28 protein-coding genes are annotated in these 24601 nt (G+C 60.6%); 8 read left to right on the top strand and 20 right to left on the bottom strand.

The annotated features are described in order from the left end of the window. Window positions 1-173: 173 nt before the first annotated feature. Window positions 174-1043, top strand: a complete 870-nt coding sequence (gene trxA, locus CXK91_RS03820) for a thioredoxin (RefSeq protein WP_103455044.1) — start codon at window positions 174-176, stop codon at window positions 1041-1043. A gap of 26 nt (window positions 1044-1069) precedes the next feature. Here the strand turns inward: trxA and CXK91_RS03815 are convergent, their stop codons facing one another. Next, a complete protein-coding gene (locus CXK91_RS03815) occupies window positions 1070-1420 on the bottom strand; it encodes a hypothetical protein (protein ID WP_103455043.1) in 351 nt (116 codons plus the stop codon). Window positions 1421-1515: 95 nt separating this feature from the next. Between CXK91_RS03815 and CXK91_RS03810 the strand changes: the two genes are divergently transcribed. The 4 genes from CXK91_RS03810 to CXK91_RS03795 are packed head-to-tail and all read left to right on the top strand — an operon-like array spanning window position 1516 to window position 4680. Then, the gene (locus CXK91_RS03810; RefSeq protein WP_103455042.1) at window positions 1516-2166 is read left to right on the top strand and encodes a DUF2796 domain-containing protein; all 651 of its coding nucleotides are present in this window, start codon (window positions 1516-1518) and stop codon (window positions 2164-2166) included. A 16-nt stretch (window positions 2167-2182) separates the two neighbouring features. Beyond that, window positions 2183-2890: an ABC transporter ATP-binding protein gene (locus tag CXK91_RS03805; protein WP_103455041.1), complete on the top strand. Its 708-nt coding sequence runs from the start codon at window positions 2183-2185 to the stop codon at window positions 2888-2890. A 3-nt stretch (window positions 2891-2893) separates the two neighbouring features. Next, window positions 2894-4159 (top strand): ABC transporter permease, encoded by a 1266-nt coding sequence (locus tag CXK91_RS03800; protein ID WP_103455040.1) that lies wholly within the window; start codon window positions 2894-2896, stop codon window positions 4157-4159. An 8-nt stretch (window positions 4160-4167) separates the two neighbouring features. Next, window positions 4168-4680: a DUF3299 domain-containing protein gene (locus CXK91_RS03795; protein ID WP_103455039.1), complete on the top strand. Its 513-nt coding sequence runs from the start codon at window positions 4168-4170 to the stop codon at window positions 4678-4680. A gap of 127 nt (window positions 4681-4807) precedes the next feature. On the opposite strand, the gene CXK91_RS03790 is transcribed toward CXK91_RS03795, so the two are convergent. From CXK91_RS03790 to CXK91_RS03765, 6 genes are read right to left on the bottom strand one after another with little or no spacing between them, the layout of a single operon-like run. Next, a complete protein-coding gene (locus tag CXK91_RS03790) occupies window positions 4808-5899 on the bottom strand; it encodes a tetratricopeptide repeat protein (protein ID WP_103455038.1) in 1092 nt (363 codons plus the stop codon). A 1-nt stretch (window position 5900) separates the two neighbouring features. After that, on the bottom strand, window positions 5901-6614 hold the full coding sequence (locus CXK91_RS03785) for an energy transducer TonB (RefSeq protein ID WP_103455037.1): 714 nt from the start codon (window positions 6612-6614) through the stop codon (window positions 5901-5903). Continuing rightward, window positions 6614-7027 (bottom strand): ExbD/TolR family protein, encoded by a 414-nt coding sequence (locus CXK91_RS03780; protein ID WP_036991176.1) that lies wholly within the window; start codon window positions 7025-7027, stop codon window positions 6614-6616. Before CXK91_RS03780 ends, CXK91_RS03785 begins: the two co-directional genes overlap by 1 nt. A gap of 11 nt (window positions 7028-7038) precedes the next feature. Further along, window positions 7039-7584 carry a MotA/TolQ/ExbB proton channel family protein gene (locus CXK91_RS03775; RefSeq protein ID WP_003281788.1) on the bottom strand — a complete coding sequence of 182 codons (546 nt, stop codon included), beginning with the start codon at window positions 7582-7584 and terminating at the stop codon, window positions 7039-7041. After that, window positions 7577-8923 carry a MotA/TolQ/ExbB proton channel family protein gene (locus CXK91_RS03770; protein ID WP_103455036.1) on the bottom strand — a complete coding sequence of 449 codons (1347 nt, stop codon included), beginning with the start codon at window positions 8921-8923 and terminating at the stop codon, window positions 7577-7579. Before CXK91_RS03770 ends, CXK91_RS03775 begins: the two co-directional genes overlap by 8 nt. Then, a complete protein-coding gene (locus CXK91_RS03765) occupies window positions 8920-9705 on the bottom strand; it encodes a DUF3450 domain-containing protein (RefSeq protein WP_103455035.1) in 786 nt (261 codons plus the stop codon). The genes CXK91_RS03770 and CXK91_RS03765 overlap by 4 nt, the downstream gene beginning before the upstream one ends. Before the next feature lie 184 nt (window positions 9706-9889). Here CXK91_RS03765 and CXK91_RS03760 point away from each other — a divergent pair, with 184 nt between their 5' ends. Next, complete coding sequence (locus tag CXK91_RS03760) at window positions 9890-10552, top strand: OmpW family outer membrane protein (RefSeq protein ID WP_103455034.1); 663 nt, start codon at window positions 9890-9892, stop codon at window positions 10550-10552. A 75-nt stretch (window positions 10553-10627) separates the two neighbouring features. On the opposite strand, the gene CXK91_RS03755 is transcribed toward CXK91_RS03760, so the two are convergent. From CXK91_RS03755 to CXK91_RS03740, 4 genes are all read right to left on the bottom strand, one after another. Next, window positions 10628-11557 (bottom strand): NAD-dependent epimerase/dehydratase family protein, encoded by a 930-nt coding sequence (locus tag CXK91_RS03755; RefSeq protein WP_103455033.1) that lies wholly within the window; start codon window positions 11555-11557, stop codon window positions 10628-10630. After that, window positions 11550-12434, bottom strand: a complete 885-nt coding sequence (locus CXK91_RS03750) for a sugar nucleotide-binding protein (RefSeq protein WP_103455032.1) — start codon at window positions 12432-12434, stop codon at window positions 11550-11552. Before CXK91_RS03750 ends, CXK91_RS03755 begins: the two co-directional genes overlap by 8 nt. A 10-nt stretch (window positions 12435-12444) precedes the next feature. Beyond that, on the bottom strand, window positions 12445-12945 hold the full coding sequence (locus CXK91_RS03745) for a single-stranded DNA-binding protein (protein ID WP_103455031.1): 501 nt from the start codon (window positions 12943-12945) through the stop codon (window positions 12445-12447). Window positions 12946-13114: 169 nt separating this feature from the next. Continuing rightward, on the bottom strand, window positions 13115-14482 hold the full coding sequence (locus CXK91_RS03740; RefSeq protein WP_103455030.1) for an MFS transporter: 1368 nt from the start codon (window positions 14480-14482) through the stop codon (window positions 13115-13117). A 131-nt stretch (window positions 14483-14613) separates the two neighbouring features. Here CXK91_RS03740 and uvrA point away from each other — a divergent pair, with 131 nt between their 5' ends. Both uvrA and CXK91_RS22865 read left to right on the top strand, forming a co-directional pair. Further along, window positions 14614-17457 carry an excinuclease ABC subunit UvrA gene (uvrA, locus tag CXK91_RS03735; protein WP_103455029.1) on the top strand — a complete coding sequence of 948 codons (2844 nt, stop codon included), beginning with the start codon at window positions 14614-14616 and terminating at the stop codon, window positions 17455-17457. 215 nt (window positions 17458-17672) lie between these two features. Beyond that, window positions 17673-17834 (top strand): M14 family zinc carboxypeptidase, encoded by a 162-nt coding sequence (locus tag CXK91_RS22865; protein WP_256055803.1) that lies wholly within the window; start codon window positions 17673-17675, stop codon window positions 17832-17834. Between the two features lie 211 nt (window positions 17835-18045). On the opposite strand, the gene CXK91_RS03725 is transcribed toward CXK91_RS22865, so the two are convergent. From CXK91_RS03725 to rplO, 9 genes are all read right to left on the bottom strand, one after another. After that, complete coding sequence (locus CXK91_RS03725) at window positions 18046-19506, bottom strand: catalase (RefSeq protein ID WP_103455028.1); 1461 nt, start codon at window positions 19504-19506, stop codon at window positions 18046-18048. A gap of 184 nt (window positions 19507-19690) precedes the next feature. After that, window positions 19691-20077 (bottom strand): 50S ribosomal protein L17, encoded by a 387-nt coding sequence (gene rplQ, locus CXK91_RS03720; protein ID WP_019339959.1) that lies wholly within the window; start codon window positions 20075-20077, stop codon window positions 19691-19693. Window positions 20078-20122: 45 nt separating this feature from the next. Beyond that, window positions 20123-21124 (bottom strand): DNA-directed RNA polymerase subunit alpha, encoded by a 1002-nt coding sequence (locus tag CXK91_RS03715; RefSeq protein WP_003281807.1) that lies wholly within the window; start codon window positions 21122-21124, stop codon window positions 20123-20125. Window positions 21125-21146: 22 nt separating this feature from the next. Next, window positions 21147-21767 carry a 30S ribosomal protein S4 gene (gene rpsD / locus CXK91_RS03710; protein ID WP_003281809.1) on the bottom strand — a complete coding sequence of 207 codons (621 nt, stop codon included), beginning with the start codon at window positions 21765-21767 and terminating at the stop codon, window positions 21147-21149. A gap of 17 nt (window positions 21768-21784) precedes the next feature. Beyond that, entirely contained in the window at window positions 21785-22174 is a 390-nt protein-coding gene (gene rpsK, locus CXK91_RS03705) for a 30S ribosomal protein S11 (RefSeq protein ID WP_003281811.1), read from the bottom strand. Window positions 22175-22204: 30 nt separating this feature from the next. Next, window positions 22205-22561 carry a 30S ribosomal protein S13 gene (gene rpsM / locus CXK91_RS03700; RefSeq protein WP_058063743.1) on the bottom strand — a complete coding sequence of 119 codons (357 nt, stop codon included), beginning with the start codon at window positions 22559-22561 and terminating at the stop codon, window positions 22205-22207. Window positions 22562-22690: 129 nt separating this feature from the next. Continuing rightward, window positions 22691-22807, bottom strand: coding sequence for a 50S ribosomal protein L36 (gene rpmJ / locus CXK91_RS03695; protein ID WP_003281814.1), 117 nt, complete (start codon window positions 22805-22807; stop codon window positions 22691-22693). Window positions 22808-22836: 29 nt separating this feature from the next. Next, entirely contained in the window at window positions 22837-24165 is a 1329-nt protein-coding gene (secY, locus tag CXK91_RS03690; RefSeq protein ID WP_003304058.1) for a preprotein translocase subunit SecY, read from the bottom strand. Then, window positions 24166-24600: a 50S ribosomal protein L15 gene (gene rplO / locus CXK91_RS03685; protein ID WP_003281817.1), complete on the bottom strand. Its 435-nt coding sequence runs from the start codon at window positions 24598-24600 to the stop codon at window positions 24166-24168. Between the last annotated feature and the right edge of the window lies 1 nt (window position 24601).

Below are 24601 nucleotides of genomic sequence, written 5' to 3'. Positions count from 1 at the left end.
CGCCGCACCGGTCCAGGAAAAGGGTATTGCTTCGACGAGACAGGCAAGCACCCCGCGTCGGGCGGCGAAACCATAGTCCAATACCCGCCGCATGCGCGCCCTTGCTTCCGAAGTCGAGCGTCCCCACATACCATGCACGCCTTTCCTGACATTCGTTGCCCACGAGAATCCCGATGAGCCAGACGCCCTACATCTTCGATGTCACCACCACCAGCTTCGAGCAGCTGGTGCTCGAGAACTCGTTTCACAAGCCGGTACTGGTCGACTTCTGGGCCGAATGGTGCGCGCCGTGCAAGGCACTGATGCCACTGCTGGCGAAGATTGCCGAGGAGTATCAAGGCGAGCTGCTGCTGGCCAAGGTCAACTGCGATGTCGAACAGGACGTAGTCGCCCGCTTTGGCATCCGCAGCCTGCCGACGGTAGTGCTATTCAAGGACGGCCAGCCGGTCGACGGCTTTGCCGGTGCACAGCCGGAGTCAGCCATTCGCGCCATGCTCGAGCCGCATGTCCAGGCTCCGGAGGCGCCACAAGGCAGCCTTCTGGAAAGCGCCCAGGCGCTCTTCGCCGAGGGCCGTTTCGCCGATGCCGAAGCGCAGTTGCAGCAACTGCTCAGCGAAGACAATGAAAACGGCGCCGGCCTGATTCTGTACGGTCGCTGCCTGGCCGAACGCGGTGAACTGGGCGAGGCGGAAACGGTACTCAATGCAGTGAAAGGCGACGAGCACAAGCAGGCGCTGGCCGGTGCACGCGCTCAACTGACCTTTCTGCGCCAGGCCAACGACTTGCCGGAAGTCGCCACGCTGAAGAGTCGCTTGGCACAGAACGGCGAGGACGACGAAGCGGCGTATCAGCTGGCTGTCCAGCAGCTTGCTCGCCAGCAATACGAGGCGGCACTCGACGGGCTGCTCAAGCTGTTCGTGCGCAACCGCGGCTACGCTGACGGGCAGCCGCACAAGACGCTGCTACAGGTCTTCGACCTGCTGGGCAACGACCACCCGCTGGTGACGTTGTACCGTCGCAAGCTGTATCAGGCGATCTACTGATCGTTCGCAGCGGCCAGGCGAGCCTCTCAGGACGGCTCGCCGATCCAGTGATAGCAGGCCGAGTCGGCACCGTGCTCGACCCTTACTTCTTCACAGTGACGCAGGCGTACCAACAACCGTTTGGCCAGCTGCGCACTGCCCGTGAGCGCTTCCAGTTCGGCGAGCAGCTCAGGGCCATCCAACTTGCCGGCGCTGCGCAGGCGCTCCCGGGCGCTGTGCCACAGCGCGTCGGCTGGCGGTGTGGCAGCCATCGGGGGGCTGCTCGCCGCCACCTCTACATCCCCAATACTGCGCGTCAGGTTCGACCAGTCCTGCGCGTCCAGCTCGATCTCCAGATCGACCGGCCACTGCCCTATGCGTCCGCGGATTCGAATCATGCTGCCCCTCCTGATATATGCGCCCATGCTCACATGACAGCAACGGACTGGCCAGCCGCGCAGCAAAGTTGTTATAACGTAACGACCACTTTTCAATGGAGCTGACCATGCGCCACCTATTGCTTGCCGTACCTGTGCTTCTGCTACCCCTGAGCTACAGCCACGCACACGAAGACCACCATCACCACGAGCATGAGGACGCGGCCAGCCTGGCCGCACACGAGCACGGCGCGGCCCGCCTGAACGCCGCGCTGGACGGCAAGCGGCTGGAACTGGAGCTGATCAGCCCGGCGATGAATCTGCTCGGTTTCGAACACGCCCCGGCCAGCGCAGCGGATGAGGCGAAAATCGCCAATGCCCGCTCAAAACTGGAACAACCGCAGGCACTGTTCGGCCTGCCGTCCGCAGCGGGATGCGCCGTGAGCGAACAGCACTTCGAAGGCGAGCTGCTCGGTTCAGCCCACGCAGGCTACAAGCGCGGGGACGACCACGACCATGAACCCAAGAACAGCGATAAGCACGATCACGATCACGATCACGATCACGATCACGAAGATGGTGGGCACAGCGATATCGAAGCACGCTATCAATTTGACTGCAGCAACCCCGAGGCGTTGGGCGCGCTGGACCTGAAAGGCCTGTTCGAAAGCTTCCCCGGCACGGAAAAGATTCAGGTACAACTGATCGGCCCCAACGGCCAGCAGGGCGTAGAGCTGACCCCAGCGCGCGCGCAGCTGCCATTCTGAGACACTCTGGACCTCGATGACTGCCCCTTTACTCGAAATCGACAGTCTTGGCTTCGCCTGGCCACGCCAGGCCGAGCTGCTGGACATCCCCACGTTTCGCCTTGAGCGCGGCGAAAGCCTGTTTCTCAAAGGCCCATCGGGCAGCGGCAAGACCACGCTGCTAGGGCTGATTGGCGGCGTACAGAAGGCCGGGCGCGGCAGCATCCGCCTGCTCGGCCAAGACCTCGGCCGCCTCTCAGCAGGCGCCCGTGACCGCTTCCGCGTCGACCACACCGGCTACATCTTTCAGCAGTTCAATCTGCTGCCCTTTCTTTCGGTGCGTGAGAATGTTGGCATGCCATGCCACTTTTCGCGCCTGCGCGCCGAGCGTGCGCGCAAGCGCCATGGCAGCACGGACGCAGCGGCAGCCAGCCTGCTGGAGCACCTGGGCTTGGCGCCGGAGCTGTTCGAGCGCCGCGCCGATGCGCTCTCGATTGGCCAGCAACAGCGTGTTGCCGCCGCCCGCGCATTGATCGGCCAACCGGAACTGGTCATCGCCGATGAACCGACCTCGGCGCTCGATGCGGACAGTCGGGAAGCCTTCCTGCAACTGCTTTTCTCCGAGTGCCGGGCGGCCGGGGCGAGCCTGCTGTTCGTCAGCCACGACCAAAGCCTGGCGCCGATGTTCGACCGCAGCCTATCGCTGGCCGAGCTCAACCATGCCGCCAGCAATCCGGAGCTTTAGTCGATGTATCTCCTGCGCCTGGCCCTGGCGAGCCTGAACAATCGCCGCTTCACCGCTCTGCTGACAGTATTCGCTATCGCTCTGTCGGTATGTCTGCTGCTCGCCGTCGAACGGGTGCGCAATGAAACCCGCGCGAGCTTCGCCAGCACCATCAGTGGCACCGATCTGGTGGTCGGCGCCCGTTCCGGCTCTGTAAACCTGCTGCTGTACTCAGTGTTCCGCATCGGCAATGCAACCAACAACATTCGCTGGGACAGCTACCAACGCTTTGCCGAGCACCCGCGGGTCGACTGGGCGATTCCGATTTCTCTAGGCGACTCCCATCGCGGTTATCGCGTGATGGGCACCAGCACCGGCTATTTCGAGCACTACCGTTACGGCCGCAAACAGCCGCTGCAGTTGGCCGAAGGCCGCGCCTTCGAGAGCGACCCGTTCGAAGTGGTGCTCGGCGCGGAAGTGGCAAGTTCGCTGGGCTACCAACTGGATGACAGCATCGTCCTCGCCCACGGCGTAGCCCGTGTCAGCCTGGTTCAGCACGATGACAAGCCCTTCCGTGTGGTTGGCGTGCTGCAGCGCACCGGCACACCAGTCGACCGCACCCTGCACATCAGCCTCGCAGGCATGGAGGCCTTGCATGTCGATTGGCAGAACGGCATGCCGGCCCGCGGCGCAGCACGCATTGATGCCGATCAGGCGCGCGAGCTCGACCTTCAGCCGCAGCAGATCACCGCGTTTCTGCTCGGACTCAACAGCAAGATCGCGACGTTCACCCTGCAACGGGAGATCAACCAGTACCGCGGCGAGCCGCTGCTGGCGATTCTGCCCGGTGTCGCCCTGCAGGAGCTGTGGAGTCTGATGGGCACGGCGGAGAAGGCGCTGTTCGTGGTTTCGCTTTTCGTCGTGGTTACCGGTCTGATAGGTATGCTGACGGCGATCCTGACCAGCCTAAATGAGCGCCGCCGGGAAATGGCGATCCTGCGCTCGGTGGGTGCCCGTCCCTGGCACATCGCTGCGCTGCTGATCATCGAGGCATTTGGGCTGGCATTGGCGGGCACCCTGCTGGGTCTGGCATTGCTTTATCTCGGTATTGCCGTGGCCCAGTCCCCGCTGCAGAGCCTTTACGGGCTGTATCTGCCGCTTGCCTGGCCAAGCACCTATGAGTGGAGCCTGCTCGGGGGTATCCTGCTGGCCGCACTGCTGATGGGCAGCGTGCCCGCCTGGCGGGCTTATCGCCAATCGCTCGCCGATGGCCTGTCGATTCGACTGTGAGGAACCCGATGTCGCGCCTGTTGATTGCTCTGCTTCTGGCCTGCACGCTCCCGGTGTATGCCGACAACGTCCGCGAGCTGCAGTGGGCCGAGCTGATCCCTGAAGGAGCGCCGCCACCGCCGCCGCCACTGGCCATCCATGACATGTCTCAGCTGGCCGATGCGCTCGCTGCCGAGGCCGGCCCGGCCGCCGCGCAGCAATCGCCGGCAGCGCCTGTCGTGGAGGCGCTGGATGGACAGATGGTCAAATTGCCGGGCTACATCGTGCCGCTGGATATGACTGACGAAGGCCGTGTCATCGAATTCCTGCTGGTGCCCTACTTCGGCGCCTGCATTCACGTGCCGCCGCCGCCGTCCAATCAGATCGTGCATGCAACCAGTGAGCTTGGCGTGCGAATGGACGCACTATACGAGCCATTCTGGATAGAGGGTCCGCTGAGCGTCGAACACGCCAGCAGCGAACTGGCTGAAGCGGGTTACCGCATGCAGGCTCAGAAGATCTATCCCTACGAGCTGCAGTGACGGATCAGCCGTAAACCCGCCAGAACCGAAAGCGAGCAGCCTCAGCAATGCGCTGCGAACCGGGCTGTCGCTGCCAGGCTTTCGTCATGACAACCGCATGAGCGCCTAACCCAGCCTTAGCCAAGCCTCAGTGGGCGCTGGCGATCTGCTTCTCGCGCTCGAAACTCAGTTCGCCTTCGGCCCATTCGCGCCATTCACGCACCCGACGGCGCTCCGCGCCAGCGCGCTCGGCCTGCTTCAGCGCCTCGAGCCCGGCCTGCCAACGGGCCTGTTCCAGCTCCAGTTGCGCCACGTTCATCCAGAACTTGGGGCTGCCCGTCTGAGTTGCCAGCTGCCGATAGATCTTTGCCGCTTCGGTGCGCTCGCGGGCCTGCCACCAGAGCATACCCATGCGCTCCTGACGGCTGGCATTGCTTTGCAGCAAGCGCGACGCAAGCATGCCCTCGAGGAGCTTGGCACCCTGCCAGGGTTGGCCCGCCGCACTGGCCAAGGCAACAAGGTTGTCCAGCTCCGCTTCGTTGAAACGCAAGCCTTTGGCGTGCGCCGCACGCAGTGTTGCCAGCGCCCGGTCTTCAGCACCAGCCAGCTGCTGCAATCCGGCCAGTTGACGCCAGGCCTTGACCTGATCGGGATGGCGCAGCAGCAGCTTCTTCTGCCAGCTTTCTGCAGTTTGATAACGCTTCAGCTCAGCGTTACCAGCAACCAGAAATTGCAGCCAGGTATCGCCTGCTTTCGGATTGGCCTGCACATAGCGCTCAGCCAGCGGCAGCGCTTTGGCATGCTGGCCGAGGCCCTGATATGCCTGGACCAGCATCTGCAGCACTTCCTCATTACTCTGGTTGGCCGCCCCCAGCAGGCTGACCACCTTGGCGTAGCGACCTTCGACGAGATTCAGTCGTGCCAGATTGAGCCGTTCGCCCGCTAGCAGCTCCTCATCCAGTTTGCCGCTGGCGACCGCCTTGTCCAGCCACTCCAACGCCTTGCGGTTATCCCCCTCGGCCCAGGCCAGGTAACCACGGCTACGCCAGAGCAATGCCTCTTCGCCGCTCCCGGCTTTCGCACTGACACCCTCCAGCGCCTTGCGCGCAGCGGCATAGTTGCCTTTGCTCTGCGCGGCCTGCGCTCGTTCGAGCGCCATGAATACCGCCGGATCGATTGCCTGCGCGGCATGAGCCGAGGCGGTGAGAAAAAGCGATAGCACAAGCAGCAAACGAAGCATCTCAGCGTTCTCCTTGCAGGCGGAAGTGCAGGGTTTTTACGGCTTCACGGGATACCGCCGCACCACCCTCAGTGCGTGGCGCAAAACGCCAGCGGGCCGCAGCACGTCGGGCCTCACGATCAAACACATTGCGCGGCGAGGCCTCCAGCACGCGTATATTCTCCACCCGCCCCTGGGGGTTGATGGTGAAAGCCAATTTGATATGCCCCTCTATGCCCTGCTGACGCGCACGGTAGGGATACTCGGGGCGTACATCATTGAGCGGCATCACTTCCTGCTCCGGACCACCCGGGTTGCCCGCCGCTTCGACTGCGGCGCTTGCCGGGGCCGGCGCGGCAGCGGGAGCGCTCTGCGCTGCCGTAAGCCCAGACAAACTTGGCGCCGGGGCGGTCGCTACCGATATGCCGGCGTTGATGTTCGGCAGGTCCAGATCGAGCTTCGGCAAGTTGGCATCCGGCGTTGCCATGTTCGGCGTCGGCGGCGTTGGCGGTTGCGGTGTCTTCTGCTGTGGCGGCTGCGGTGCCTGCTGTCGAGAACGCGTGGCGCTGTCCTCGTTGCGCCCATCCATGCGAACGAAATTGGCAATCGCCAGCGGATCTTCCTGAATCTTGCTGCGCGGCGGATTGACCATGCTCAGCATTAGCGCGAACAGCAGTAGCGCCACCACGCACGCGGCGACGAATGCCAGACTGAAACGGACCAACCGCGGTTGCATCAGCGCGACCCCGTGCTGGCAGCCAGCGCAACGTCCTGCACCCCGGCCTGTCGCGCCTGATCCATGACCTGAACCACCAGGCCGGTGCGGGCATCCTGATCAGCCTGCACGACCACCGCGCCTTCCGGTTGATCCACTCGCAGCCGCTCGACATGGGCGCGCACGCTGCGCACGTCCACAGCCTGCTTGTCGATCCAGACCTGACCGTCAGCAGTGACAGCAATAAGGATGTTGCCCTTGTCCTGCGCACTGGCGGTGTCCGCCTGCGGACGATGGACCTCGACACCGGACTCTTTGATGAAGGAGCTGGTGACGATGAAAAAGATCAGCATGATGAAGACCACGTCGAGCATCGGTGTAAGGTCGATGCCGGTATCTTCTTCCTGCTGGTAATGATGACGACGCATACGCATCCCGCTAATCCTCAGTCGTGACGCAGCTGGTCAGCCAGCCGGTCGAGAGACTGGCGCGCGATTCGCTCAAGGCGCGCCAGACTGAACAATCCTGTTATGGCCAGCACCATGCCGGCCATGGTCGGCAGAGTCGCCTGCCAGACGCCCGCGGCCATGCCGCGTGGGTTGCCGGAGCCGCTGAGCGCCAGCACGTCGAATACCGCAATCATGCCGCTGACGGTGCCAAGCAGGCCGAGCAGCGGATACATCGCCACCAAGGTCTTGCTCAGTCGTAGTGGTCCTGACAACTGCTGCTGCGCTTGTGCTAACCAGGCCGAGCGCACCGCACGCTGCCAGCTACCAGGCTCATCGGCCATCTGGGCCCAAGCCTGCCGACGCGATTCAACCCAGTGCGGGAAGACCCGCCGCATGAACCACAGGCGCTCGAAAACCAGCGTCCAATACAGCACGCACAGGCCGGCCAGCGCCCACATCACCACGCCGCCCGCAGCCATGAAGTCGAGCAGCGCATGACCGCTATCGACCAGACCCAGCCAGTGGGCGCGCAAATCAGTCACGGCGTGGCGCCCCCGACAGGTGCAGCGCGATCAGCCCTGCGCTCTGCTGTTCCAGCAGCTGAATAAGGCCCTTGCTGCGGCTGGCAAGCAGGCTGTGCAGGAACAGCAGTGGGATCGCCACTACCAGGCCTAGTACGGTCGTCACCAGCGCCTGGGAGATACCGTCAGCCATCAGTCGAGAGTCACCACCACCACTCTGGGTGATCGCCTGGAAGGTAATGATCATGCCGGTAACAGTGCCCAGCAGGCCGAGCAGTGGCGCTACGGCGGCGAGCAATTTGAGCAGCGGCTGGCCGCGCTCCAGTGGCGGTGTTTCCTGCAGAATCGCTTCGTCCAGCTTGAGTTCCAGAGTCTCAAGATCCGACAACTGAGGCTTGGGCCCCAGCACGCCAATGATGCGTCCGAGCGGATTGTCGTCGCGTGGATGATTGAGCTCACGCATCTGGCTACCGACCTTACGACCGATGCCGCCGAGATAAACCATACGCCAGATCGCCAGCAACAGACCGATGGCACCGAGCACCAGGATCACCCCACCGACCAGACCGCCCTGCTTGACACGCTCCCACAGAGTAGGCTGGCGCTGCAGCTGTGCCAGCAAGGTGCCCCGGCTTGGATCCACTGGCAGGGTGGCCAGGGTATCGGTGCTTTTCAGATAGTCTCCTATCAAGCCTCTGCCGGAAGGCTGGCGCGCCGGCACCAGCAATTCACCAGCGTCGGCGTCGTAACGCAAGAAGGCGTCACTGGTGAACGCTGAAAAGCTACCAACACGCAGCACCGGCTGTTCGCTGCGCGCTCCATCAGTGCCCACTACAGGCAGCTGCACGCGTTCTACACGACCACTAGCGGCCAGATCTTCGAGCAGTGTCATCCAGAACGAATCGAGATCCTCAGCCGAAGGCAGCGTTCTACTTTCAGCGAGGCTGCGCAGCTGCTTCAAACGCTCGGGGTACTGGGCATTGAGTAAGCTGTCCTGCCATTGGCCGGCCATGTCTCCAGCGCTCTGGCGCACCACACCAAAGAGCTCGCCAAGATGACCAACGCGCTGCGCCAAGAGTTTCTCCTGCTCGGCGAGCTCGCCTTCCTGACGGTCGAAATCGGCTTTCAGGCGCTCTGCCTCGGCTTTTTGCTCGGCCAGTGCCGCGCGCGCGCGGGAAAGGAGTTGCTGCTGTTCGCCGCGATCGCGAACGAAGGCTTGCTCCCGGGCCTGCATGGCACTGACTTCCGCCGCGCGATCGCTGCGAATGCGCTCAAGCAGCTGGTCGGGGCTGAGCGGATCTGCCGAGTGAGCCGCGAAAGGCAACAGCGCGACGAAGAAGAGGGAAAACAAACGGCTCATTGCGCGGCCTCCTCGGCCAGGGTCTTCACGGGCAATTGCAGATAGGCCGGAGCCTGTTGCTGACGGGCGATGGCAATGGCCTGCGTCAATGGGCGCCGGGCGCTGCCGTCGAGCACTTCCCACGCACGCGTCCGCGGATTCCACCAGCCACTCTCATGAGCGTCGAGGGTCTGGTAATAGAGCATCACTCGGCCCAGACGAAGGAACTCGACGCTGCGAGAATCGGCGTCGCCCGGCAGCTCGCCGCGCCAGGCTTCGAGCGTGCGGCCGTAATCACTTTCGATCTGGTAAGCCTCCAAGATGCGCCGGTACTTTTCCGCCAGACTGACATCAGCACGCGGGAGCAGATCCTGCAAGCCAGCTAGGCGATCAGCGCGTTCATCGGGCAGGAAGGGCAGATCGGCGACGATGAACTCGCCCAGCACCTCAACCATACGACTCATCTGTGGCGTTACTGCTTCCTGAGTACGCTCGATGCTATCCAGTTGGCGCTGGAAGCCCACCAGTTCCTTGCTCTGCGCCGCGGTGAGTTCCTGCAACTGTTTGTTGTAGGCCTTCAGCGCCTCGGTCTGCTGCAAGGCACTACGGTACTCGTTGAGCATTTCGCGGGTGGCGTCGTCGAGTTGATCGATCCGTGCTTGCGAAGCTGTTGCTTCTGCGGAAAGGCGCTCGCTTTCTCCCAGCGCAGCATCCAGCGGCGCAGCGGACAGCGATCCGGCGTAAAGCTGCAGGCAGCACGGCAGCACGGCAACCGCCAGCAGGCGGGGGATGAAGGAAGGCATTGAAGGATCCTTGGAGACGGGCGTTAACTCAAAAGAGAAACATTATCATCTGTGAGTTGACGCAAAGCAAGCTGGGCGTTACGTCGCAGTCGGGGTGACGTTTTTCATTGAGCTGGATCAAAAAGCCCCTGCGCTCAGCCCCTACCATGGCCACCAATCGCATTACACCAAACGGAGCATCATCATGCGCAAGACCCTGTTCACCGTTTCCGCGCTGGCCCTGGCGCTGGCCGCCCCCTTCGCCCAGGCTTTCGAGGCCGGGGACATCATCGTTCGCGCCGGTGCGATCACGGTTGATCCGCGTGAAGATAGCGGCAACGTCAAAATCGGAGGTGCTGGCGTACCCGGCACCGGAGCCACATTGAACAGCGATACGCAGCTGGGCTTGAACTTCGCATACATGGTCACCGATAAGGTAGGCATCGAACTGCTGGCAGCAACCCCGTTCAGCCACGATGTCGGTACCAAAGGGCTGGGCGGGCTAAAGCTCGGAGAACTCAAGCACCTGCCGCCGACGCTTAGCGTAATTTACTACCCCCTTGAGAAAACCTCTGCTTTCCAACCCTACCTTGGAGCAGGCGTTAACTACACCTGGTTCTTTGACGACAAGCTAACTAGCGAAGCCGAAGCAGCTGGCTTCCGCGGGCTGGACATGAAGGACTCCTGGGGCCTGGCAGCACAGGTAGGCATGGACTACATGCTCACCGACAACCTCATGCTCAACGCTCAGGTGCGCTATATCGATATCGACACCACCGGGACCACTTACGCCGGCTCTACCAAAGTAAAAGTCGACGTAGACGTAGACCCCTTTGTCTACATGGTCGGCCTCGGCTACAAGTTCTGACGAAACGGCTATCGCCTAATCGCAGACAGACAAAAGGCGCCCTCGGCGCCTTTTGTTTTTTTCGACTCTGGCTTGCTACAAGCCCAACAGCTTGATCAACCCATCACGCATGCTGGTCGGCGGCTCTGGCAGGCGATAGCGCTGTAGCAGGCGCGCATTGTTCGCTCGCGAATGACGAATATCCCCCGAACGAGGCGCCTGATAGTTCACTTCTGGGAGTCCACCCAGCACATCACCGATAGCCTCAAGCAGCTGATTTAGCGATGTAGCCTGGTTCAGCCCGACATTCACCGCGCCCTCCGGCGCCTCAGGCGACTCCAGCGCCTGCACCAGCACTTCGACCAGATCAGCCACGTAGAGAAAATCGCGCGTCTGCTCGCCATCACCGAATACAGCAATCGGCAAACTCTTCTGCGCCCGCTCGGTGAAGATGCTGATCACACCGGAGTAAGGCGAAGAGGGATCCTGCCGTGGCCCAAAGATATTGAAGAAGCGGAACACCACCGGCTCCAGACCATGCTGGCGGCGATAGAAGTCAAGATAATGCTCACTGGCTAACTTGTCCGCAGCGTAAGGCGTCAGCGGCGCCTTGGGCGTATCTTCATCGATGGCCTGGCCTTCCCCATTGTTGCCGTAGACAGCTGCGCTGGAAGCGAACAGCACCCGCTTCACACCTGCTTCACGCATTGCCTCGCACAGATTCAGCGTCCCGATCAAATTGCTCTGATGAGTGCCGAAAGGGTCATCTACTGAAGCTTGAACTGACGCAACCGCGGCTAGATGCACCACCGCCTGGCACCCCTGCACCGCACGCCGGACGCAAACAGCATCTGCCACATCACCGACGATCAGTTCGACACGATCGTCCTGCGGTAGGTTTTCGCGCTTGCCGGTAGAAAGATTGTCCAGCACACGAACGGCGTAACCGCGTGCGAGAAGCGCATCGACCAGATTGGAGCCGATGAAACCGGCGCCTCCAGTGATCAGAATTAGGGCATCAGCCATGACGGTAATAGCGCTCCAGCAGGCTCGGCAGACCCGTGCGCCAAGCGCGCGGCTTTATTCCGAAAGTGGTGAATATCTTCTTGCAAGCGAGCACGCCGTGCTGCGGCTCCGCAGCCGCGTCCAGGCAGTCGGCATGGGCAACAGCCGTGAGGTTGGCTGCAGCCACATTGCGATACTTGCTCGCTTCACCGAGCAATGCCTGAGCCACCAGCAGTGGCGTGGAGGCCTCGTGACCGCCGTAATGATAGGTACCCCACAGAGGCGCCAGGCAGTCCAGCTGCTTGAGCACTGCCAGAATGACTCGCGCAGCATCATCTACCGGCGTCGGATTGCCGCGCCGATCGTCCGCCAAAAGGATCGGCTCGCTCTGTTCCAGCCGCTGCAACACGCGCCCCAAGACGCCGTCTCGACTGTCATCGAGCAGCCAGCCAAAGCGCAGCAGCACGTGACGAGGGCATAGCGAGCGCACACTCTGCTCAATGCGCCAGAGCGCCCTGCCCCGTGCGTCCAGCGGTGCCACGTCATCCTTCTCGCTATAGGCCGTGGTCCGAGCACCGTCGAATACCCGGTAGCTCGACGGCTGCAACAACACGAAATCGTGATGCTGGCAAAGCTCGGCCAGGCGGTCTACCGCATGCTCCTGAGCCGTGAGCGCGGCCTCGTTGACCTGACCGCTCTGAAACCAGTCGTAATAGTAGGCAAGGTTGATCACGACATCCGGACGGTTGTCGTCGAGTAGCTGGGTAAGGCTGGCTGCATCCCAACCCTGAGCGGGTGGGCGCGGTGCGAGGAAGCCAATGTCTTCCTCGGCACCGAGGCGGATGAGCGCCTGGCCCAGGGCATTGCCGCCGCCCAACAGCATCAGGCGCATTCGCATTCAGAAAACTCTAGAAAGGGATGTCGTCGTCGAAGCTATCGTAATCCGGTGCCGGCTGCTGACGTGCCGCGGGCTGCTGCGGCTGAGCCTGCTGACGCGGCGCCTGCTGCGGTGCCTGCTGCTCACGCTGCGGACGAGCTTGACGCGGGGCATCATCGGAACTGCCGCCACGGCCGCCAAGCAACTGCATGGTACCGTTCATGTCAACGACGATTTCGGTGGTGTAACGTTTGACGCCGTCCTTCTCCCACTCGCGGGTCTGCAGACGGCCTTCAATGTAGCACTGCGAACCCTTGCGCAGGTATTCACCGGCAATCTCGGCAACCTTGCCGAACAGCACCACACGGTGCCACTCAGTACGCTCCTGAAGTTGACCGGTCTGCTTGTCCTTCCAACTATCGGTGGTCGCCAGCGTGATGTTGGTCACCGCATTGCCATTGGGCATGTAGCGGGTTTCCGGGTCGCCGCCGACATTGCCGATCAAGATGACTTTATTCACCCCTCTGGCCATGGGTAACTCCTCATTTTGGAACATTGAATATAAATGGGCTCACCGATGGCGATCCTGCCACCAGACAGCCCCATGACCGCGAATCTTACCTCAGCCACCGTTGACGGCCAACCGACGTACCCTCAAGTTGCGCCGCGATATGCACGGCCATGAAGCACGCAGACGACGCTCAGGCCACTAGACGATCAACTGCATCCCGATCCAGCTGTTGCATATCAACCTTTATGTAGGCAGCAGCCTCATCGACAACGATCAGCACGTCGCTGACACCAACCACCTGCAGCAGATCATTCTCAAGCCCAGCGTTGGCCAGCGCACCCACGGAGAGGGGCAGACGCAGACTGGTTACGTACGGAGGCTCGCGCATGCTGAAGGCAACCACGAACCACAGCCCGCACAACGCCGCGCAACCGATGAACACCAGGGCCAGCCCACCCTGCTGGTAGAGCACACCACCCAGAATGCCTCCCAGGCCCGCACCGAGGAACTGACTGGTGGAGTAGACCCCCATCGCAGTGCCCTTGCCGCCGGCCGGCGCTACCTTGCTTATCAATGAAGGCAGCGAAGCTTCCAGCAGGTTGAAGGCGACGAAGAAGCCGACCATCCCAACCACCAACATCCACAAGCCATTGCCAAACCACCAGAAGAACAGCTCGCAGAGCAATAGCGCCGTGACCGCGCCCAGCAGAACGCGTCGCATCTGGCGCTTCTTCTCACCGTAGATGATGAAAGGAATCATGCCGAAAAAGCCGATCAGCAGCGCAGTGAGGTAGACCCACCAATGCTCTTCCTTGGGCAGCGCCCCCTGTTCAACCAGCGCCAACGGTAACGCGACGAAGCTGGCCATGAGGATTGCGTGCAAAGCCAGGATGCTGAAATCCAGGCGCAGCAGATCAGGATGGCGCAACGTAAGGCCGAGCGCCTGCTTGGCAACACCGGACTCACGATGCCGCACATGGGCGTGGGCCTTCGGCAACAGCGCGACGATGACGCCGCCGAACATCGCCATCCCGGCGGTCACCCAGAAGAGTCCGGAAAGGCCGAACGCCCGAGTCAGCAGCGGCCCCACGATCATCGCCACAGCGAAGGAAAAACCGATGCTCACACCGATCAGCGCCATTGCCTTGGTCCGATGCTGCTCACGGGTCAGATCGGAGAGCAGTGCCATTACCGCGGCAGAAATGGCCCCCGCCCCCTGCAGGACTCGCCCGGCAATGACACCCCAGATGCTATCCGACATGGCAGCTACAGCGGCGCCGGCAGCGAAGATCAGCAGACCGAAATAGATGATCGGCAGGCGGCCGATGCGATCAGAAAGGATACCGAAGGGAATTTGCAGCAGCGCCTGGGTCAAACCATAGGCGCCTATCGCAAGACCGATCAGAGTCGGCGTAGCGCCTTCCAAATCCATACCGTAGGTGGCCAGCACGGGCAAAACCATGAACATGCCGAGCATGCGAAAAGCGAACACCAGAGCCAGCCCGGAAGCTGCGCGTGTTTCGCTGGCGCTCATGCGCTCGCTATAGGGGTCCTGCATGGAGGGTCTCGCTAGTATGAACCGGCGGCGATTCTAGCAGCCCTACCCTGTTCGGCACAGGCGCTCAGTTTTGCCGCGACTACCACCCCGGCCGTATACTTTCGGGTTTCCGCCCGCCACGCGAGGCTGTTTTGGACAAGATTCTTATTCGTGGGGCTCGTACCCACAACCTGAAGAACATCGACCTCACCCTGCCACGCGACAAGCTTATCGTTATCACCGGCCTTTCTGGCTCCGGCAAATCTTCGCTGGCATTCGACACTCTCTACGCAGAAGGCCAGCGCCGCTACGTCGAATCACTCTCGGCTTATGCCCGGCAGTTCCTCTCGATGATGGAAAAGCCCGACGTCGACACCATCGAAGGGCTATCGCCGGCGATTTCCATCGAGCAGAAATCGACTTCGCACAACCCGCGCTCCACAGTCGGAACAATCACCGAGATCTACGACTATCTGCGCCTTCTTTATGCGCGAGTCGGCACGCCACGCTGCCCGGACCATGACGCACCACTTGAGGCCCAGACAGTCAGCCAGATGGTCGATCAGGTGCTGGCGCTACCCGAAGGCCGCAAGCTGATGTTGCTGGCCCCGGTCATTCGCGAACGCAAGGGCGAGCATCTGGCTGTGTTCGACGAGCTGCGCGCTCAGGGATTCGTGCGCGCCCGGGTCAACGGGCGACTGTACGAGCTGGACGAGCTTCCCAAGCTGGACAAGCAAAAGAAGCACTCCATCGATGTAGTGGTCGACCGTTTCAAGGTCCGCGGCGACATGCAGCAACGCCTGGCCGAATCCTTCGAGACCGCACTCAAACTGGCCGATGGCATTGCCCTGGTTGCCTCCATGGAAGAGGACGACGATAGCGAGGAGATGATCTTCTCCGCGCGCTTCGCCTGCCCGATCTGCGGCCACTCAATCAGCGAGCTGGAGCCCAAGCTCTTCTCCTTCAACAACCCTGCCGGCGCCTGCCCGACTTGCGACGGCCTCGGCGTGAAGCAGTTCTTCGACGCCAAGCGCTTGGTCAATGGCGAGCTGACCCTCGCCGAAGGAGCCATACGCGGCTGGGATCGACGCAACGTCTACTACTTCCAGATGCTCGGCTCACTGGCCTCGCATTATGGTTTCAGCCTGGACGAACCGTTCGACTCACTGCCCGCGGACCAACAGAAGTTCATTCTGCGCGGCAGCGGTCGCGACAACGTCGAATTCCGCTACCTCAACGACCGCGGCGACATCGTCAAGCGCTCGCACCCCTTCGAAGGCATCATCCCCAACCTCGAGCGGCGCTACCGCGAAACCGAATCCAACTCGGTGCGCGAAGAGCTCGCGAAGTACCTCAGCACCCAACCCTGCCCGGATTGTCGCGGCACCCGCCTGCGCCGCGAGGCACGTCACGTATGGGTGGGCGACAAGACCCTGCCTGCGGTGACGGCGCTGCCAATCGGCGATGCCACCGACTACTTCGCTGGCCTTTCGCTCAGTGGTCGACGCGGTGAGATCGCCGGCAAGATTCTCAAGGAAATCAGCGAGCGCCTGCAGTTTCTGGTCAATGTAGGGCTCGATTACCTGACTCTCGACCGCAGCGCCGATACCCTCTCCGGAGGTGAAGCGCAGCGCATTCGTCTGGCCAGCCAGATCGGTGCCGGCCTGGTCGGGGTGATGTACATCCTTGATGAACCATCAATCGGCTTGCACCAGCGCGACAATGAACGGCTACTGGGCACCCTTCGCCATCTGCGCGACATCGGTAATACGGTGATCGTGGTGGAGCATGACGAGGATGCGATTCGCCTTGCCGACTACGTAGTGGACATCGGCCCCGGTGCCGGCGTGCACGGCGGCCGCATTGTCGCCGAGGGCACACCGGACGAGGTGATGGCGCACCCGGATTCGCTGACCGGCAAGTACCTCTCCGGCCGAGTAAGGATCAACTATCCGCGTGAGCGTACCCGCCGTGATCCGAAGAAGCTGCTCAAACTCAAGGGCGCGCGCGGCAATAACCTGCGCAATGTCGACCTGGAAATCCCGGTTGGCCTGCTCACCTGCATCACCGGCGTTTCGGGTTCGGGTAAGTCGACGCTGATCAACAACACACTGTTCCCGATCACCGCCACGGCGCTCAACGGGGCGACCACCCTGGAAGTAGCCCCGCACGACAGCTTCGATGGCCTGCAGCATCTGGACAAGGTGGTCGACATCGATCAGAGCCCGATCGGCCGAACGCCGCGCTCCAACCCGGCGACCTACACCGGTCTGTTCACGCCGATTCGCGAACTCTTCGCCGGCGTACCGGAAGCACGCTCGCGCGGATATGGTCCGGGCCGCTTCTCCTTCAACGTCAAAGGCGGGCGCTGCGAAGCCTGCCAAGGCGATGGCGTGATCAAGGTAGAGATGCACTTCCTGCCGGATATCTACGTGCCCTGCGACGTGTGCAAGGGCAAACGCTACAACCGCGAGACCCTTGAGGTGAAGTACAAGGGCAAGAGCATCACTGAAGTGCTCGACATGACCATCGAAGAAGCCCGCGAGTTCTTCGACCCGGTGCCGGCCGTCGCGCGCAAACTGCAGACGCTGATGGATGTGGGGCTGTCCTACATCAAGCTGGGACAGAGCGCGACAACGCTGTCGGGCGGTGAGGCGCAACGCGTCAAGCTGTCCCGTGAGCTATCAAAGCGCGACACCGGCAAGACACTGTATATCCTCGACGAACCAACCACCGGCCTGCATTTTGCCGATATCCAGCAACTGCTCGATGTTCTGCATCGCCTGCGCGACCACGGCAATACGGTAGTCGTCATCGAGCACAATCTGGATGTGATCAAGACCGCCGACTGGTTGGTAGACCTCGGCCCGGAGGGTGGCTCCAAGGGTGGCCAGATCATCGCCTGCGGTACGCCGGAAGAGGTGGCAGACATGGCCCAGTCGCATACCGGTCACTTCCTCAAACCGCTACTCGAACGCGACCGCTCGGCGGGTTGATCGTCGCTTCGGCACAAGCGCAAACGCAGCGCGGTCCATATGGATCCCGCCGGGCAGTTGGGAGGGATACTCCCAGCCTGATAAGGAGAAATCCTCATGCGTATTGCGCTTGCTGCCTGCCTGCTTGGCGCCGGCCTGCTACCCGCCTCGCCGTCGCCGCCCAGCCCAACGGCCCTTGGATCACCGATGAGCAGAACGTCTCGCTGGAGGCGTTCATGAGCAACAAACAGCTGTACGATCAACTGAACGCGCTGTCACGGCGCTTCCCGGACGCCCTGCGGCTGGAACACGCCGGCAGCAGCAAAGAAGGCCGGCCAATCTGGTTGGCCAGGCTGGGGGATTCAGGCAAACCAGCCGTGATGATCATCACCCAATAGCACGGCAACGAACCTCACGGCACCGAAGCGGCAGTCAACCTGATACAACGTCTCGCCTCGGGCGGCGCCTTGTCTCGCAAGGTGCTGAACAATGCCGCCCGGACAGGAAAGCGATAAACCGCTGAGCAATCCGCACGAATAACGCCATCGAAACGAGAACGCCCGCAGCACTCGCTGCGGGCGTTTCGTTTCTACCAGTCTACCGCCTCACCTAAGCCGGCACTTCCGACAGCGCAATACCCAACGCTGCCGCAATTCCCGCACCGTAAGCCGGGTCAGCCTGGAGGCAGTGGCTGATGTGACGAATCTTGATGTGACGATCCACGCCCTGCATCGAACGCGCAGTATTTTCGAACAGTCGCTGCTGCTCATCTGCCTTCATCAAGCGGAACAGGTTGCCCGGCTGAGTGAAGTAGTCGGCATCATCAGCACGATAGTCATATCGGTCCGCCGCGCCTTCGAGCGCCAACGGAGGCTCGCTGAAATCCGGCTGCTCCTGCCACTCTCCGTAGGTATTCGGCTCGTAATGCAACCGCCCTCCCTGATTGCCATCCACCCGCATGGCGCCATCACGATGGTAGCTGTGCACCGGGCAACGCGGCGCATTCACCGGGATCTGGTGGTGGTTGACACCAAGACGGTAGCGCTGCGCATCGCCGTAGGAGAACAAGCGTCCCTGGAGCATACGATCTGGCGAAAAGCTGATACCTGGAACCACATTGGCAGGCGTGAACGCTGCCTGCTCCACATCCTGAAAGTAGTTGTCCGGATTGCGATTGAGCTCGTAGTAGCCGACCTCGATCAACGGGTAATCCGCATGCGGCCAGACCTTGGTCAAATCGAACGGATGGTATGAAACCTTGCCAGCGTCGGTCTCAGGCATGACCTGAACGTACATGGTCCAGCGTGGATATTCGCCGCGCTCGATGGCGTCGAACATATCGCGTTGCGAACTTTCACGATCACCGGCAACGATAGCTGCCGCCTCGGCATCGGTAAGATTCTTGATGCCCTGCTGGGTACGGAAGTGGAACTTAACCCAATAACGCTCGTTGCTCGGACTGATGAAGCTGTAGGTGTGGGAACCGAAACCATGCATGTGGCGATATGAAGCCGGAATCCCCCGATCTCCCATTACATAGGTGATCTGGTGAAGGGCCTCGGGCAGCCCGGTCCAAAAATCCCAGTTGTTGTTTGCACTCCGCATATTGGTCCGCGGATCCCGTTTGACCGCGTGATTAAGATCGGGGAATTTCAGCGGGTCGCGGAAGAAAAATACTGGTGTATTGTTGCCCACCATGTCCCAGTTGCCCTGCTCGGTATAGAACTTAAGGGCATAACCGCGAATGTCACGCTCCGCATCGGCGGCACCACGCTCCCCGGCCACAGTAGAGAACCGTGCAAACAAAGGAGTACGTTTGCCGACCTCGGAAAAGAGCCTGGCTTTGGTGAAGCGGGTGATGTCGTGAGTGACAACGAATTCACCGAATGCCCCGGTCCCCTTCGCATGCATCCGACGCTCCGGAATGACCTCACGATCAAAATGTGCAAGCTTTTCTAGAAACCAGACGTCCTGCAGAAGCATCGGGCCGCGTCGCCCAGCAGTCATGGAGTTCTGGTTCTCGGAAACCGGAGCACCGGCAACGGTTGTGAGTTTCGGCTTATCGGACATGCTTGGAACTCCTTGGCATTCAATTGATTCCAGGGCCTCGGCGAGCACCAGCTGGTTGAGTGCCATCATAGGAAGCCAGCACAACGCCGACCAATGATGAAGGTCAACACTTCCGATAGAGCGAATCTCTCAGGCACAAAAAAGCCGAGTCATGAGACTCGGCTTCTTCTTACCGCTGCCGATTTTACTCGGCGGCTTCAACCTCACCAGTGACCGGACGGTCAACCAGCTCGACGTAAGCCATAGGAGCGTTGTCTCCAGCGCGGAAACCGCACTTGAGAATGCGCAGGTAGCCGCCCTGACGGGTGGCGTAACGCGGGCCCAGATCGTTGAACAGCTTGCCAACGATAGCTTTCGAACGGGTACGGTCGAAAGCCAGACGGCGGTTGGCGACGCTATCTTCCTTGGCCAGGGTGATCAGAGGCTCAGCAACACGACGCAGTTCCTTGGCCTTGGGCAGCGTAGTCTTGATCAGTTCGTGCTCGAACAGCGACACCGCCATGTTCTGGAACATGGCCTTGCGGTGGGCGCTGGTGCGGCTTAGATGACGGCCACTTTTACGATGACGCATGATTGAAATTCCTTACCAAACGTTCAGTTCGGTTACTGGGGGCGATCAGGCAGTGGCCTTATCGTCCTTCTTGAGACTTGCCGGCGGCCAATTATCCAGGCGCATACCGAGGGACAAACCACGCGAAGCCAGAACGTCCTTGATCTCAGTCAGGGACTTCTTGCCCAGATTCGGCGTTTTCAACAGCTCTACTTCGGTGCGTTGAATCAGATCACCGATGTAGTAGATGTTTTCCGCCTTCAGGCAGTTGGCCGAACGTACGGTCAGTTCCAGGTCATCAACCGGACGCAACAAGATCGGGTCGATCTCGTCTTCCTGCTCTACAACTACCGGCTCGCTGTCGCCCTTGAGGTCGACGAACGCGGCAAGCTGCTGCTGCAGGATGGTCGCTGCACGACGGATAGCCTCTTCAGGATCCAAGGTGCCGTTGGTTTCCAGGTCAATGACCAGCTTGTCCAGGTTGGTACGCTGCTCGACGCGAGCATTCTCGACCACATAAGCCACGCGACGAACCGGACTGAACGTAGCGTCGAGCTGCAGACGGCCGATGCTACGGCTCTCATCTTCATCACTCTGACGCGAGTCAGCAGGCTCGTAACCACGGCCGCGAGCGACCTTGAGCTTCATGTTGATCGAGCCGTTGGCCGCCAGGTTGGCAATCAGGTGATCGCCATTGACGATTTCGACATCGTGATCCAGCTGGATATCGGCAGCGGTAACAGCGCCCGCGCCCTTCTTCACCAGGCTCAAGGTCACTTCATCACGGCCGTGCAGCTTGATGGCGATACCTTTGAGGTTGAGCAGGATTTCGATTACATCTTCCTGCACGCCCTCGATGGCGCTGTACTCGTGGAGCACACCGTCGATCTCAGCCTCGACCACAGCGCAGCCGGGCATGGAGGACAACAGAATACGACGCAGCGCGTTGCCCAGGGTGTGGCCAAAACCACGCTCGAGGGGCTCGAGAGTGATCTTGGCACGGGTCGGACTGACCACCTGCACATCAATATGGCGGGGGGTCAGGAACTCATTTACCGAACTCTGCATGGATACACCTATTTTCTAGCCCTTACTTGGAGTAGAGCTCGACAATCAGGTTTTCGTTGATGTCGGCAGACAGATCGCTGCGAGCCGGAACATTCTTGAAAACACCAGATTTCTTGTCGGTATCTACTTCGACCCATTCAACGCGGCCGCGCTGAGCGCACAGCTCGAGGGCCTGGGCGATACGCAGCTGGTTACGGCACTTTTCGCGAACTGCTACCACGTCACCGGCCTTGACCTGATAAGACGGTACGTTCACGGTCTGACCGTTGACGCTGATCGATTTGTGCGAGACCAACTGACGCGATTCGGCACGAGTGGAACCGAAGCCCATGCGATACACAACGTTGTCCAGACGGCACTCGAGCAGCTGCAGAAGGTTCTCACCGGTAGCGCCCTTACGGCTGGCGGCTTCCTTGTAGTAACCGCTGAACTGACGCTCCAGCACACCGTAGATACGACGTACTTTCTGCTTTTCACGCAGCTGAGTACCGTAGTCGGAGAGACGACCACGACGCTGACCGTGAACACCCGGCGGGGTTTCGATATTGCACTTCGATTCGAGCGCGCGCGCACCACTCTTCAGGAAGAGATCGGTGCCTTCACGACGAGACAGTTTGCACTTGGGACCAATATAACGAGCCATTCTTCACTGTCTCCTGATTACACGCGGCGCTTCTTCGGCGGACGGCACCCGTTATGCGGGATAGGCGTCACGTCGGTGATGCTGGCGATTTTATAACCACATGCGTTCAAAGCACGCACGGCGGATTCCCGACCTGGACCTGGGCCCTTGACGTTAACGTCGAGGTTCTTCAGGCCGTACTCCAGCGCAGCCTGGCCAGCGCGCTCTGCAGCGATCTGGGCAGCGAAAGGAGTGCTCTTACGCGAGCCGCGGAAACCGGAACCACCCGAAGTAGCCCAGGACAATGCATTGCCCTGACGATCAGTGATGGTCACGATGGTGTTATTGAAAGACGCGTGGATGTGGGCGATGCCATCAACCACTGTCTTTTTGACTTTTTTACGAGGACGAGCAGCAGGTTTTGCCATGACTAAATTCCTGTCGATTCGCTAACGCGATTACTTGCGGATCGGCTTGCGCGGGCCCTTGCGGGTACGTGCGTTGGTCTTGGTGCGCTGACCGCGAACCGGAAGACCACGACGATGACGTAGGCCGCGATAGCAACCCAGGTCCATCAAGCGCTTGATTTTCATGTTGATTTCGCGACGCAGGTCGCCCTCAACAATGAACTTGCCGACTTCGCCACGCAGCAGTTCGACCTGCTCGTCGGAAAGATCCTTGATCTTTGCTGCCGGATTCACACCGGTAGCAGCACAGATTTCCTGTGCACGGGTGCGACCAACACCGTAGATGTAGGTCAGCGAGATAACAGTGTGCTTGTTATCCGGAATGTTGACGCCTGCAATACGGGCCATTCAGTGAAACTCCAATTGACAGCTACCTACGCCCCGGAAGCCAAGAAAAGGGCGCGAGATATTAACGCTGTAATAACAAATATTCAACCCGGCAGCGCACTAGCTGCCGGGTTATACGCTTTTACACAATCAGCCTTGGCGCTGCTTGTGACGCGGCTCTGCGCTGCAGATCACGCGCACGACACCGTCGCGACGGATGATCTTGCAGTTACGGCACAGCTTTTTAACCGATGCACGAACTTTCATCACCAACTCCTAAAACCTTACGAACCACCTCAGCGAAGCATTCCGCTGCCGTAGCCCTTCAGGTTGGCTTTCTTCATCAGGGAATCGTACTGGTGTGACATCAGGTGCGATTGCACTTGGGACATGAAGTCCATGACAACCACAACCACGATCAGCAACGAGGTCCCACCAAGGTAGAACGGCACATTGGCCGCCACCACAAGAAACTGCGGCAGCAAGCATACAGCCGTCATATACAGGGCGCCGAACATGGTCAAGCGAGTCAGTACGCCGTCAATGTAGCGTGCCGACTGCTCACCAGGACGAATCCCGGGAATAAACGCACCGGACTTCTTCAGATTCTCCGCCACATCCTTCGGATTGAACATCAATGCCGTATAGAAGAAGCAGAAGAAGATGATCCCAGCACTGAACAGCAGGATATTCAACGGTTGCCCGGGCGCGATTGCCTGCGAGATATCAGCCAACCAACCCATGCTTTCGGACTGCCCAAACCACTGCCCCAAGGATGCCGGGAACAATAGAATGCTGCTGGCGAAAATGGCAGGAATAACCCCCGCCATGTTCACTTTCAACGGGAGGTGGCTAGTCTGCGCGGCAAAGACCTTACGACCCTGCTGACGCTTAGCGTAGTGCACGGCGATACGACGCTGGCCACGCTCGATAAAGACCACGAACCCGATGATAGCAACGGCAAGCAGACCAACAGCGAGCAGCGCAATGATGTTGATGTCACCCTGACGAGCAGACTCGAAAGACTGACCGAGGGCTCCCGGCAAGCCAGCGACGATACCAGCGAAGATCAGCATCGAGATACCGTTGCCAACTCCCCGCTCGGTGATCTGCTCACCCAGCCACATCATGAACATCGCACCAGACACAAAGGTGGTTATTGCCACGAAGTAGAAGCCGAAATCGTTGCTGAACGCGACACCTTGCCCCGCCAAGCCGACCGACATGCCTATCGCCTGAACGATTGCCAACACAAGCGTACCGTAACGCGTGTACTGGCTGATCTTCCGGCGACCGGCTTCACCTTCTTTCTTCAACTGCTCCAGCTGAGGACTGACAGCGGTCATGAGCTGCATGATGATCGACGCCGAAATGTACGGCATGATCCCCAAAGCAAAAATGCTCATTCGCTCCAGCGCACCACCGGAAAACATGTTGAACAAGCTAAGGATGGTGCCCTCGTTCTGACGAAACAGCTCGGCCAGCCGGTCGGGATTTATCCCGGGCACCGGGATGTGTGCGCCAATTCGGTAGACGATGATCGCCATGAACAGAAAGCGCAGACGAGCCCAGAGTTCGGACAGGCCACCATTACTCAGCGCGGAGAGAGCACCTTGCTTAGCCATTTATTCCTCGAACTTGCCGCCAGCTGCTTCGATAGCCGCACGCGCACCCTTGGTGGCTGCGATGCCCTTGAGAGTAACCGCACGACCAACCTCACCGGACAGCATGACTTTCACGCGCTGCACGTTTTGATTGATAACGTTGGCATCTTTCAGGCTTTGTACGGTGACGACATCACCCTCAACCTTGGCCAATTCGGAGGTACGCACTTCTGCGCGATCCATGGCTTTCAGCGAGACGAAGCCGAACTTCGGCAGACGGCGATGTAGCGGCTGCTGGCCACCCTCGAAGCCGGGAGCAATTTTGCCACCGGAACGAGAAGTCTGACCTTTGTGACCACGACCACCAGTTTTGCCCAGACCACTACCAATACCGCGACCGGGACGCAGCTTTTCGCGACGGGCACCCGGCGCAGAACGCAGATCGTTCAGTTGCATG

Source organism: Stutzerimonas stutzeri, from assembly GCF_002909485.1.
GTDB classification, from domain to species: domain Bacteria; phylum Pseudomonadota; class Gammaproteobacteria; order Pseudomonadales; family Pseudomonadaceae; genus Stutzerimonas; species Stutzerimonas stutzeri_AH.
This window is presented reverse-complemented; position numbering and strand designations above follow the sequence as displayed.